This is a genomic window from Pseudomonas sp. C 49-2, from assembly GCF_003970195.1.
Classification (GTDB): Bacteria; Pseudomonadota; Gammaproteobacteria; order Pseudomonadales; family Pseudomonadaceae; genus Aquipseudomonas; species Aquipseudomonas canadensis.
Genome location: NZ_RXYG01000001.1, coordinates 383,645 through 395,895, shown reverse-complemented (window position 1 = coordinate 395,895; position 12,251 = coordinate 383,645). Strand labels below are relative to the sequence as shown.

12 protein-coding genes are annotated in these 12,251 nt (G+C 59.4%); 5 read left to right on the top strand and 7 right to left on the bottom strand.

Annotated features, from left to right (window positions below; genetic code table 11):
• Nucleotides 1–47: 47 nt before the first annotated feature.
• From rho to EJ576_RS01805, 3 genes are all read right to left on the bottom strand, one after another.
• Complete coding sequence (rho, locus tag EJ576_RS01815; RefSeq protein ID WP_003176825.1) at nucleotides 48–1,307, bottom strand: transcription termination factor Rho; 1,260 nt, start codon at nucleotides 1,305–1,307, stop codon at nucleotides 48–50.
• Between the two features lie 234 nt (nucleotides 1,308–1,541).
• A complete protein-coding gene (gene trxA / locus EJ576_RS01810; RefSeq protein WP_015886460.1) occupies nucleotides 1,542–1,871 on the bottom strand; it encodes a thioredoxin TrxA in 330 nt (109 codons plus the stop codon).
• A gap of 121 nt (nucleotides 1,872–1,992) precedes the next feature.
• A complete protein-coding gene (locus EJ576_RS01805) occupies nucleotides 1,993–2,688 on the bottom strand; it encodes a FadR/GntR family transcriptional regulator (RefSeq protein ID WP_028618406.1) in 696 nt (231 codons plus the stop codon).
• Between the two features lie 255 nt (nucleotides 2,689–2,943).
• On the opposite strand from EJ576_RS01805, the gene EJ576_RS01800 reads away from it, so the two are divergent.
• Genes EJ576_RS01800 through EJ576_RS01785 form a run of 4 tightly spaced genes read left to right on the top strand, consistent with a single transcriptional unit; the run spans nucleotide 2,944 to nucleotide 5,786 of the window.
• A complete protein-coding gene (locus tag EJ576_RS01800; protein WP_095013955.1) occupies nucleotides 2,944–3,729 on the top strand; it encodes a transporter substrate-binding domain-containing protein in 786 nt (261 codons plus the stop codon).
• Nucleotides 3,730–3,746: 17 nt separating this feature from the next.
• Complete coding sequence (locus tag EJ576_RS01795; protein WP_028618408.1) at nucleotides 3,747–4,415, top strand: amino acid ABC transporter permease; 669 nt, start codon at nucleotides 3,747–3,749, stop codon at nucleotides 4,413–4,415.
• Nucleotides 4,412–5,062, top strand: coding sequence for an amino acid ABC transporter permease (locus EJ576_RS01790; RefSeq protein WP_028618409.1), 651 nt, complete (start codon nucleotides 4,412–4,414; stop codon nucleotides 5,060–5,062). The genes EJ576_RS01795 and EJ576_RS01790 overlap by 4 nt, the downstream gene beginning before the upstream one ends.
• On the top strand, nucleotides 5,049–5,786 hold the full coding sequence (locus tag EJ576_RS01785) for an amino acid ABC transporter ATP-binding protein (protein WP_126569473.1): 738 nt from the start codon (nucleotides 5,049–5,051) through the stop codon (nucleotides 5,784–5,786). Before EJ576_RS01790 ends, EJ576_RS01785 begins: the two co-directional genes overlap by 14 nt.
• On the opposite strand, the gene EJ576_RS01780 is transcribed toward EJ576_RS01785, so the two are convergent.
• The 4 genes from EJ576_RS01780 to EJ576_RS01765 all read right to left on the bottom strand — a co-directional run bounded on the left by EJ576_RS01780 (nucleotide 5,767) and on the right by EJ576_RS01765 (nucleotide 10,296).
• On the bottom strand, nucleotides 5,767–6,297 hold the full coding sequence (locus EJ576_RS01780) for a hypothetical protein (protein ID WP_178083515.1): 531 nt from the start codon (nucleotides 6,295–6,297) through the stop codon (nucleotides 5,767–5,769). The two genes, EJ576_RS01785 and EJ576_RS01780, sit on opposite strands and share 20 nt — an antisense overlap.
• A complete protein-coding gene (locus EJ576_RS01775; RefSeq protein ID WP_256656582.1) occupies nucleotides 6,287–8,803 on the bottom strand; it encodes a fimbria/pilus outer membrane usher protein in 2,517 nt (838 codons plus the stop codon). The genes EJ576_RS01780 and EJ576_RS01775 overlap by 11 nt, the downstream gene beginning before the upstream one ends.
• Before the next feature lie 7 nt (nucleotides 8,804–8,810).
• On the bottom strand, nucleotides 8,811–9,527 hold the full coding sequence (locus EJ576_RS01770; RefSeq protein WP_371923927.1) for a fimbria/pilus chaperone family protein: 717 nt from the start codon (nucleotides 9,525–9,527) through the stop codon (nucleotides 8,811–8,813).
• 115 nt (nucleotides 9,528–9,642) lie between these two features.
• A complete protein-coding gene (locus tag EJ576_RS01765; protein ID WP_123475104.1) occupies nucleotides 9,643–10,296 on the bottom strand; it encodes a DUF1120 domain-containing protein in 654 nt (217 codons plus the stop codon).
• Nucleotides 10,297–10,740: 444 nt separating this feature from the next.
• Between EJ576_RS01765 and ppx the strand changes: the two genes are divergently transcribed.
• On the top strand, nucleotides 10,741–12,243 hold the full coding sequence (gene ppx / locus EJ576_RS01760) for an exopolyphosphatase (protein WP_164393856.1): 1,503 nt from the start codon (nucleotides 10,741–10,743) through the stop codon (nucleotides 12,241–12,243).
• Nucleotides 12,244–12,251: the final 8 nt, after the last annotated feature.

The window sequence follows — 12,251 nt, the reverse complement described above, 5'->3', positions numbered from 1 at the left end:
AAATGGCGCCCCTGGGGGCGCCATTCTTTCGGACCTGAAACGTCGTATTACTTACGTTTCATCGACAGGAAGAACTCGTCGTTGGTCTTGGTGGTTTTCAGCTTGTCGATCAGGAACTCGATGGCTGCCACTTCGTCCATCGGGTGCAGCAGCTTGCGCAGGATCCACATGCGCTGCAGTTCGTCGTCGGCGGTCAGCAACTCTTCGCGGCGAGTGCCGGAACGGTTGATGTTGATCGCCGGGAACACGCGTTTTTCCGCGATGCGACGGTCCAGGGGCAGTTCCATGTTACCGGTACCCTTGAACTCTTCGTAGATCACTTCGTCCATCTTCGAACCGGTTTCAACCAGTGCGGTGGCGATAATGGTCAGCGAGCCGCCTTCTTCGATGTTCCGCGCGGCGCCGAAGAAACGCTTCGGCTTCTCCAGGGCGTGGGCATCGACACCACCGGTCAATACCTTGCCGGAGCTCGGGATCACGGTGTTGTAGGCACGGGCCAGACGGGTGATGGAGTCGAGCAGGATCACCACGTCCTTCTTGTGTTCGACCAGGCGCTTGGCCTTCTCGATCACCATTTCGGCAACCTGCACGTGGCGGGTTGGCGGCTCATCGAACGTGGAGGCAACCACTTCGCCGCGCACGGTGCGCTGCATTTCGGTCACTTCTTCCGGACGCTCATCGATCAACAGCACGATCAGGTGAACTTCAGGATTGTTACGCGCGATGTTCGCTGCAATGTTCTGCAGCATGATGGTCTTACCGGCTTTCGGCGGTGCGACGATCAGGCCACGCTGGCCCTTGCCGATCGGGGCGCACAGGTCGATCACACGACCGGTCAGGTCTTCGGTGGAACCGTTGCCGGCTTCCATCTTCATGCGCACGGTCGGGAACAGCGGCGTCAGGTTCTCGAAGAGAATCTTGTTTTTCGCGTTCTCGGGACGATCGAAGTTGATCGTGTCGACCTTGAGCAGGGCGAAATAACGCTCGCCTTCCTTCGGAGGTCGGATCTTGCCAACGATGGTGTCACCGGTGCGCAAGTTGAAGCGACGGATCTGGCTCGGCGAGACGTAGATATCGTCTGGGCCGGCAAGATAGGAGGCGTCAGCAGAGCGGAGGAAGCCGAAGCCGTCCTGGAGAATCTCCAGCACGCCATCACCGGAGATTTCCTCGCCGCTTTTCGCGTGCTTTTTCAGCAGGGAGAAAATCACGTCCTGCTTGCGCGAACGGGCCATATTTTCTATGCCCATTTCTTCGGCCAGCTGGAGCAGGTCGGTAATCGGCTTTTGCTTGAGTTCAGTCAGATTCATATAGGAATGACGTAATCATTTATGGAGGGGGGAAATTAAGCTTTTGGCTTAATGAGGCCGCGCCGCGGAGAAGGCGACAGGATCGCGTACTAATCGAAAAGGAGTGCGTCGGCGACGGCATGCAGGGGGCAGTGGAGAAACCAGTGCGGGGCCGAATGTACCACCTGAGTTTCGGAGCGTCTAGCCCTGTTTCACGAAAAAGCCCCGCTATTTGCGGGGCTTTTTTGACGACGCTTAGATGTTCGCGTCGAGGAAAGCTTGCAGCTGAGACTTCGACAGCGCGCCTACTTTGGTCGCTTCGACGTTGCCGTTCTTGAACAGCATCAGGGTCGGGATACCACGCACGCCGTGCTTGGCCGGGGTTTCCTGGTTGTCGTCGATGTTGAGCTTGGCAATGGTCAGCTTGCCTTCGTAGGTGGTCGCAATGTCGTCCAGGACTGGAGCGATCATTTTGCAAGGGCCACACCATTCAGCCCAGTAGTCAACCAGCACCGGGCCAGCAGCCTTGAGTACTTCGGCCTCAAAGGTCGCGTCGGTGACGTGCTTGATAAGATCGTTGCTCATGGATGTCTCCGGATTGTAAGCAAAAAAAACGTGGCCCATCATAGCCGCCCTTCCACCGTTCAGGAAGCCGCCTCTGATTGAGTCTTGCTATGGTGATGCATGAGTTTGGGTATAGCCCAACTCAGGGCGTGACGGGAATCACGAAGGCAATACCTGTACGCAGCGCCGCATTGCGCACGTGTTCCTGCATGGTTTTCTGCGCCGCCGCACTGGCGCGCCGGGCCAGGGCGCGCAGGATCCGGCGGTGTTCCTGCCAGGTTTCCATGGCCCGCTCCGGCCGGATGAACGGTAGCTTCTGACTCTCCAGGAACACCTCGGCGCTGGCACTCAGGATGCTCACCATGGCCTGATTACCGCTGGCCAGCAGGATGCGCTGGTGGAATTCGAAGTCCAGTCGGGCGGCCGCCTCGAAGTCGCCAGTCTTGAGTACCTTGCGCATGGCCTCGACGTTATCTTCCAGGCTGTCCAGCTCATCAAGGGTCAGCGTCACCGCCGCCAATCCCGCCGCGAACCCTTCCAGCGCATAGCGCAACTGGAAGATATCCAGCGGCGTGGCCTGGGCCGCAAAGGGCCAGGCAAACCCTGGCGATTCCTCCGCGGCCTGCACGAACACGCCCTTGCCGGGCTGCACGCTGACCACACCCAGCGCGCTGAGGGACGACAACGCCTCGCGCAACGACGCCCGGCTCACGCCCAACTGCACCGCCAGGTCGCGTTGGGACGGCAGTGCATCGCCCGGCCCGAAGCCTTGCTCCTTGATCAGTTTGCGTATGGCCTGCAGGGCCGCTTCCGGTACGGCTTGGGCGATGGAATTCATAGAAAACTCAAGGTTCCAGTCAACTGAGCGGCTAGTTGTAAAGCTATTCGCAGCCGGCGGCAAGCCACGCCCCAAAGGGGCTCGCGGAGTTTTGTCGGCGCTCGAAAAGGGTGCGAAAAGTCCGCGAACTGTTCAGACCAGTCCGACCACCAAAACGCAATGGGTGCCTGGCTTTCAGGCGTTATTGAGCGTGATGGCATGGGCTGTGCACTGAGCAAATCCAGAAAATTCCTTCGCCCTTCTCGGAGAGTTGCCATGACCAAGCGCTACAGCGCCCTGCTTACTGCCCTGTTTGCCAGCCTGATGCTGAGCCAGGCACCCGCCCAGGCCAACGGTCTGGACGACATCGTCGCCCGTGGCACCCTCAAGGTCGCCGTGCCTCAGGACTTCCCGCCATTCGGCTCGGTCGGACCCGACATGAAGCCCCGCGGCCTGGACATCGACACCGCCAAGCTGCTGGCCGACCAGCTCAAGGTCAAGCTGGAACTCACCCCAGTCAACAGCACCAACCGCATTCCCTTCCTCACCACCGGCAAGGTCGACCTGGTGATCTCCAGCCTGGGCAAGAACGCCGAGCGGGAAAAGGTCATCGACTTCTCCAAGGCCTATGCACCGTTCTACCTGGCCGTGTTCGGCCCGCCTGAAGCGGCCATCAGCAGCACCGACGACCTCAAGGGCAAGACCATCAGCGTGACCCGTGGCGCCATTGAAGATATCGAGCTGACCGCCGTCGCGCCCAAGGAAGCCACGATCAAGCGTTTCGAAGACAACAACTCGACCATCGCCGCCTACTTGGCCGGCCAGGTCGACCTGATCGCCAGCGGTAACGTGGTGATGGTGGCGATCAGCGAACGCAACCCGAAACGCGTGCCCGCGCTGAAAGTGAAGCTCAAGGATTCGCCGGTGTACGTGGGCGTGAACAAGAACGAGCCGGCGCTGCTGGAGAAGGTCAATCAGATCCTGGTCGCGGCCAAGGCCGATGGCAGCCTGGAAAAGAACGCTCTGCAATGGCTGAAAGAGCCACTGCCCGCCGATCTCTGAAACGACGGAGCTGACTCATGGCGTATCAATTTGACTTCGTGCCGGTGCTGGCCAACACCGACCTGCTGTTGCGCGGCGCGCTGTTCACCCTGGAGCTGACGGCCATCGGCGCTATCCTCGGCGTGGCCCTGGGCACCGTCGGCGCCGTGGTGCGGGCGTGGAAGATCCAGCCGTTTGCGTGGATCTTCGGTGTGTATGTCGAGTTGATCCGCAACACGCCGTTCCTGGTGCAACTGTTCTTCATCTTCTTCGGCCTGCCGTCCCTGGGGCTGAAGATCACCGAGTGGCAAGCTGCCGTGCTGGCGATGGTGATCAACCTGGGCGCCTACTCCACAGAAATCATCCGCGCCGGCATTCAAGCGATACCGCGCGGGCAGCTGGAAGCCGCCGCCGCATTGGCGATGACACGCTTCGAAGCCTTCCGCCACGTAGTGCTGCTGCCGGCGCTGGGCAAGGTGTGGCCGGCCCTGAGCAGCCAGATCATCATCGTGATGCTCGGTTCGGCGGTGTGCTCGCAGATCGCCACGGAAGAACTCAGTTTTGCCGCCAACTTCATCCAGTCGCGCAACTTCCGCGCCTTTGAAACCTATGCCCTGACCACCCTGGTGTATCTGTGCATGGCGCTGATGATTCGCCAGTTGCTCAACTGGATCGGCCGCCGCTTCGTGATGAGGAACAGCCGATGAGTGATTTTTCGTTCTGGGACATCGTGCGCAACCTGGCTACAGGCCTGCAGTGGACCTTGCTGCTGTCATTGGTGGCGTTTGTCGGTGGCGGGGTGATCGGTTTGCTGGTGATGACGATGCGCATCAGCCGCAACGCGTTCCCGCGCAACCTTGCGCGCACCTATATCGAACTGTTCCAGGGTACGCCGCTGTTGATGCAGCTGTTCCTGGTGTTTTTCGGCATCGCCCTGCTCGGCGTGGATATCTCGCCCTGGCTGGCGGCGGCAATTGCCCTGACGTTGTTCACCAGCGCCTACCTCGCCGAAATCTGGCGGGGCTGCGTCGACTCCATCGCCCACGGGCAATGGGAAGCTTCGGCCAGCCTTGCACTTAACCCGCTTGAGCAACTGCGCTACGTGATCCTGCCCCAAGCGCTGCGGATTGCCGTCGCGCCCACCGTGGGGTTTTCGGTGCAGGTGGTCAAAGGCACCGCCGTGACCTCGATCATCGGCTTTACCGAACTGACCAAGACCGGCGGCATGCTCGCCAACGCGACCTTTGAGCCCTTCATGGTCTACGGCCTGGTGGCCCTTGGTTACTTTTTGCTCTGCTACCCCTTGTCCCTCAGTGCGCGCTACCTGGAAAGGAGACTGCATGCCTCTGCTTAGAATTTCCGCCCTGCATAAGTATTACGGCGATCACCATGTACTCAAAGGCATCGACCTGACCGTTGAAGAAGGCCAGGTGGTCGCGATCATCGGCCGTAGCGGTTCGGGCAAATCCACTTTGCTGCGTACCCTCAACGGCCTGGAGTCGATCAACGACGGCGTGATCGAAGTCGATGGCGAATACCTCGACGCCGCCCGCGCCGACCTGCGCAGCCTGCGGCAGAAAGTCGGCATGGTGTTCCAGCAATTCAACCTGTTCCCGCACCTGACCGTCGGCGAAAACGTCATGCTCGCGCCGCAAGTGGTGCAGAAAGTGCCTAAGGCCAAGGCGGCCCAGTTGGCCAGGCAAATGCTGGAGCGCGTCGGGCTGGGCGAAAAGTTCGACGCCTTCCCCGATCGCCTGTCCGGTGGACAGCAACAACGCGTGGCGATCGCCCGCGCCCTGGCCATGTCACCCAAGGTGCTGCTGTGCGACGAAATCACCTCGGCCCTCGACCCGGAACTGGTCAATGAAGTGCTCAGCGTGGTGCGCCAACTGGCCAAGGACGGCATGACCCTGATCATGGTGACCCACGAAATGCGCTTCGCCCGTGAAGTCGGCGACAAGCTGGTGTTCATGCACCTGGGCAAGGTGCATGAGGTGGGCGACCCCAAAGTGTTGTTCGCTAGCCCGCAAACCGCCGAGCTGGCCAATTTCATCGGTTCTACGGAACAGCCGGGCTGACCAGTTCGAATTGGCCATGGCCTTCCAGCAGCGTCTCCCGAGACACCGCGAGGGCATTGGCCGGCAGTTGAACCGCGACCTCCACTTGGGCTGTCAGCCGACGGCCCGTCACCGGCGTACCGCCTACGCTTGCATACAACATACGACCCGGTAGCAGCTGTCCGCTGGAGGTGTCATCGGACCGCCACGATACCGGCCTGCCGTCGACCTGAGCCTGCTTCAGGTTCAAGGTAAAACGTCCCTGTTGACCAAACTGGAAGCCCTGGGCATCGGCGGCTGCACCGTTGAAACGCAGCGACATCGCCGAAGGGTCCGTGCAAAGCACGCTCAAGTGCAGCGTGCGCGGTGTGTCCAGCGTCATTAGCGCCCTGCTGGAGGAAGCTTGCGCTGGGCGAATCACACCATAGTCGACACGGGGCTCACTCAGGGTCATTCGGCAGTTTTCAGCCTGCACCTGGGTCGCCACAAGGGCCACCCACAACAGCCACAGGCTCCTGCGCTTAGCGAACATGGCAGACCACCGGTGCGGTTTCATAGAGTTTGTCATCGTCAGGCTCTTGCTCCGGGTCGACTTGCAGCAGGCAGGATTGCGAATCCGGCAGGGAAACCTTCAAAGTTTGAGGACCATCGATATTGCTGAGGAAAATCATGCCGTCACCCACCACACTGGTCACAAAGGTGTTGTCCTGACCGAACACTGCGGCGCCTTGAGGCAGTGGCCGGCCCTGTTCGTCCTGGGCTTCAAGCAACAGACGACGGACTTTCACCACATCAAAGTGGAGAATATTGACTGAACCCCGACCGGCAGCGAGCACCTTGGTGCCGTTCTTCAAGTCGACGCGCTTGGGCAGCGACTGGGTCTGCACCTGCAGATGGTTGTTGCTGTAGGCCTGCAGCCCGGGGATCACCGCCTGGCCGCTGAAATCGGTCCATACCGGTCCTTGGGGCGTCGAAACCTTGGCCGTCCCGATATCGCCCACCGAAACAATGCCAAAGGTGTCCTGCACCGCATACGGCGAGAAGGTTACCCCGCGCTCATGGGCTACGATGCCGCCTTGCAGTTGGCCGGAATAGTTGGTGTTCGACGGATCGCGGTCGATACCCAAGCTCACGCGGGTATACAGCGGTAAGACGTCCACACGACCGCGCACACTTTGCTCGCGCTCTTTCATGTCCCGATCAACACCGACCTCGTAGTTCACATAGTCGTTGACCCGCTCGCTGAGGGCGGTGCCGGCATCCAGCCGGTCACCTCGACGACTGACGTAAGTGCTCATACTCCGATCGGCCCCGAGGGGCACCGTGACCTGCAGCCTGACAGACGTGCCCTCATCCAGCCGATCGTCGCGGCGGCTGCCCCGAGCCGGGTCCAGGCGCCGAGGATCGGTCGCACCTACCTGGGCGTCGGCAATCAGTGCAACACCCACGCCGTTGAACGTGTTGTTCCACGAGACAAAGAGGTGATCGTTGGATTGCCCGTCGAATTGCGAATTGCGGGTAAAACCGAAGGAGAAGCCGCCCAAGGACGGGTCCGCCCAGTTCAACCCTGCCGTGTACTGGCGCTTGAAACGCGCATCGAGGTTGTACCCCCGCGACGCCTGGCCGGCGTCCAGTACCTCACGGTAGCCGCGAGTCTGTGCCGAAGCGCTCAGGTTGATATCAAGATTGGCGAATAGAGGAGCTCCCAAAGATAGCGTGCTACGCGCGCCACCCACTTCATCTTGAGCATCACGGGACAGGTTATGACGCACGCCCACGGTCATCTGATGGAAAAACACACTGCTAAGCGATCCGCCGGCCGACTGGTACTCGTCGGTACTCAGCAAACCGAAGCCCAGCGACGAGCGCTGGCCCAGCCCCCAGGTACCGCTGCCCATGGCGACCACTGGTGAATCCTGGTTGTCGATGGACGTTTCACGCACCTTGCCGAGGGAAAAGTAATATCCCGGCTCGATCGGAGCCCCACCCCAAAAGGACGCAGCGGGCACCACAAAACTGCGCTTTGCCCCACGCACGTCAATCACGCTCACGTCGAGATCGCTGGTGCTGTTCAGCAACGGCAAACCGGTCAGCCTGAACGGACCTTCCGGTACCAGGGTGGAATGGATCAATGCACCCGATTGACGCACCTCGACCCGCGACTGGCTTTGAGCCAGCCCTTCAACCACGACGTTGCTGTCGCCCGCACCACTGCGCTGCTGGCCGTCCGGAGAGAACTGCAAGCCTGTGAGTTGTACACCGCCAAAAATCGGGTTATTGCTGGAAATCTGCCCCACCTGGAACGTCGACTGCAACGCCGCGATATCACGCTGGGCATAGGCGTTCACCTGTTCGGTGCGCGTCTCGCCATTGTCGGAAACATAAAACTGGCGGCTACGCACAATCCAATTACCCAGATTGAATCCCGCCTCGGTATAGGCCGATACGAAGCGACTTGACCCACTGCGCGAGTGGGTATCGAAACCCAATATGTCGTAGTTGAAGATGGCGGCCGCGCCACCCTCGGAAAAACTCCCGCCCTCCCACTCCGGCGCACGCAGGGACTGGGTCGGCACCACCAGGGTGACTTCGTCGCTGCTGGGGCGCAGCCGCACCATGGTCGCGGGGTATTCCCCAACGAAATCATGGCAGGCCTGGTCAGAGGTGATGCCCTCGCGCAGAAGCCTGGACGGAGTAACCAGACCGGCCTTTTCCAGCAACGCGGGGGTGAAGCACAACTGCCCCTGGTAATCGAAACGCGCGTCAACCAATCCCAACGGAGTGCCATTGACTCGCAGTCCGACCACATGGACACCTTCACGAAAGCGCGCTGCGCTGCGAAAGTATTCAGACACCTGCGGATCAATCCCGAGGGAGGTCAACGCGGCCACGTCAAAACCCTGCCCCAGCCCAACCGCTGCGCTGGTGCCTGGCAGACTCCAGAGCGTCGCGAGCCCCAGCAGAATTCTGGAACGAAGCTGGGAAACATTGCTCGGCACGCTATTGGCAGAACGACGGGTATGCCTGATCTTTTTCATAGGCCCGTCAATCCGCATCAGCCGTAACGGGCGCGCGGTAATTGTCCACCGTAAACCCATAGACCGTGGCCGGATGAATCTCCACGGACGCCACTCCCGCCACTGGGCCTGCCGACTCGAGCGTCAGCACTTCGCCAGGTAGGATGTAGGTTCGTGGCAACGTTGCAAAGCTTGCCTGCGGGTGCAGTTGTACTTCCATCCCCAGGCGTACGACGTAGGCGCTGTTGTTGTGGACCTTCAGCTGATCCCCTTCACGCTTCCAGGTCAGCAACTGCCAGGGCGCATCATGCCTGGGCAAGCCCTTAGGGTGCAGGATCAATGGCAGGCTTTGGCGCAGAGTGATACCAATGGTCGCACCGCCGGGAGCACGTGCCTCGGGGATACCTTCAAATGAAACCCGTTTCAGGCGCTGGGTCTTGAGCGGTATCTTCGTAGTACTGATGAAGCGCACCAGTTGAGTGTCACCCGCTTCGACCCGAGTAATCGGGGGCGTCACGATCAACAAAGGTTCCAGGTCTTCCGGTATGTTTTGTATGACCGAATGAAGTAACGCAGGGCCAGGGTCCGTATTTTTAACGTTAAGTGTCGCCTCACCCTCTTCCTCATTCAGAATGACAACGGTTGTTTCCGGCTGCATTCCGTCCGCTACTGCCATACCACACAAAAAAAGGCACAAGCTTATATAGCGCAACAACGACTTCAGGATTATTGATAGAGCATTCACCGATTTTCCCCGCAACCATAAAGTCGAACACCAACAAACGCACACATCAAAACAGCCGACACTTAACAGAGAGAGGTAAGTATCTTTGCGTTCATGTCGGCCATTAATGACGTACTTAGATGTAATCCACTGACAGACTGGTGCGACCATCCAGCGTTACATCACGGGTCAGGTCCAAATCGTTCGTGCGGTTGATAACGGCTTTCACTTCAAGCGTGCCTGTAAGACTGGTGATTGATGCAGGTACCGCAGTGGTACCGCTACGCCACGAATACTGGGCAGGCGATTGGGCGACTTTACCGTCACTGTTCTGCCAGGCCGCCCCCTGGCTGGTGCGCATGATAGGGTTCAGGGCCCCACTGGACGATTGCAGGTTTTTGAGAGTAACGGAGTACCCACCGGTACGCTTGTTGCTATTGGTGAGTCCCAGGCCGTAGTTCTGCGCCTCGGTGAACCCGGCACCGAGGATGCCTGCCACCTTGCTGGCGGATTTCAGGTCGCTTAGCGCCACTCGAAACTGCGCCGGCGATTGGCCGCAACTGATGTTCAAGCTCACCGTTTTCGCGGCAAGAGGAGTGAAATTCGTCGGTGACAGGCTTGAGGCGGGAATTGTCTGGTAATCGACGATGCCGCTACCGGCGAGGCTAAGGTTGCAAGCCACCGGTTTGATAGTCCCTCGTACAATCAGTTCAGCAACATCAGCTGCGTGGGCCCCAATACTTGCGGCCAAGCAAAGAGCACCCACTGTCACACCAAGCATTTTTTTCATATTCAACCTGTCATCTGTAATGAGTAGGTGCATTTACGACAGCCGAAAACTCTGACCATAAATAAATAACACCACGGCAAAATTGCCGGATGACAGTCTGTAGCGTTGGCACCTAATTAATGAATCAGAGAACACGCCAATATTTGTGGGAGGCGTAAAAATAAAAAGTGGGCCGAACCTAAGTGCCGAGTAGGTTTAAAGTCAATTCCGACAAGCTATTAATCTCCACGTTGTAGGCAAAGTCGTAAACACCACAACTACAATCAATCGTTAATAACTCCTACAAAGACAATCACCACTTTTCTTTCAACTTAGAAAACCTCCCTACATATCCCACAAGAATTCCTCATAGACACCCGCAGGAAAATTACCGAAGCCGTACGCGTTGGCACCAAAGGTCGATCGTGGCACGATGGCTGGGTTATCGACCGAGACCCCCTTACCATGCCGCAATCCCAAGCCAAGAATCTGTCCCTGATCGCCGCCATCGACCTGGGCTCCAACAGCTTTCACATGGTCGTGGCCAAGGCCCAGAACGGCGAAATCCGCATCCTTGAGCGGCTCGGCGAGAAAGTACAACTGGCTGCCGGCATCGACGACGAGCGCCAGCTCAATGAAGAGTCCATGCAGCGTGGGCTCGATTGCCTGAAGCGATTTGCCCAGTTGATCAACGGCATGCCCCTGGGTGCCGTGCGAATCGTCGGCACCAACGCGTTGCGCGAAGCCCGCAACCGTGGCGAATTCATACGCCGCGCCGAGGAGATCCTTGGGCATCCCGTCGAAGTCATCTCCGGTCGTGAAGAAGCGCGCCTGATCTATCTAGGCGTGTCCCACACCCTGGCCGACACCCCCGGCAAACGCCTGGTCGCCGACATCGGCGGCGGCAGTACCGAATTCATCATTGGGCAAAGATTCGAGCCCTTGTTGCGCGAAAGCCTGCAGATGGGTTGCGTCAGCTACACCCAACGTTACTTCAAGGACGGCAAGATCACCCCGGCGCGCTACGCCCAGGCCTATACGGCGGCGCGGCTGGAGATCATGAGCATCGAGCACGCCCTGCACCGCCTGACCTGGGATGAAGCCATCGGCTCGTCCGGCACCATCCGCGCCATCGGCCTGGCCCTGAAAGCCGGCGGCCACGGCACTGGCGAAGTAAATGCCGAAGGCCTGGCATGGCTCAAGCGTAAGCTGTTCAAGTTGGGGGACGCCGAGAAAATCGACTTCGACGGTATCAAGCCCGATCGTCGCACCATCTTCCCGGCCGGCCTGGCGATTCTCGAAGCGATCTTCGACGCCCTTGAGCTGCAACGCATGGACCACTGCGATGGCGCACTGCGTGAAGGCGTGCTCTACGACCTATTAGGCCGCCACCACCATGAAGACGTGCGTGAGCGCACGCTCACCTCGTTGATGGAGCGTTACCACGTCGACCTGAAACAAGCCGCCCGTGTGGAGCGCAAAGCCCTGCACGCCTTCGACCAGGTGGCCGAGGACTGGGACCTGGAAGACGGCGTCTGGCGCGAGTTGCTGGGCTGGGCCGCCAAGGTGCATGAAGTGGGCCTGGACATCGCCCACTATCATTACCACAAGCACGGCGCCTACCTGATCGAACACTCGGACCTGGCCGGTTTTTCCCGCGAAGACCAGCAAATGCTCGCCCTGCTGGTGCGCGGCCATCGCCGTAACATCCCCAAGGACAAATTCGCTGAATTCGGTGACGAAGGCATCAAGCTGATCCGCCTGTGTGTGTTGCTGCGCTTTGCGATCCTGTTCCACCACATCCGTGGTACCCAGGAAATGCCCCAGGTGACCCTGCGCGCCGACGGCGACAGCCTGGATGTGGTGTTCCCGAAAGGCTGGCTGGATGAAAACCAGCTGACCCAGGCGGATTTTGCCCAGGAAGCCGAGTGGTTGACGCGGGTGGGGTTCAGTCTGAACCTGCGTTAACCTGACCT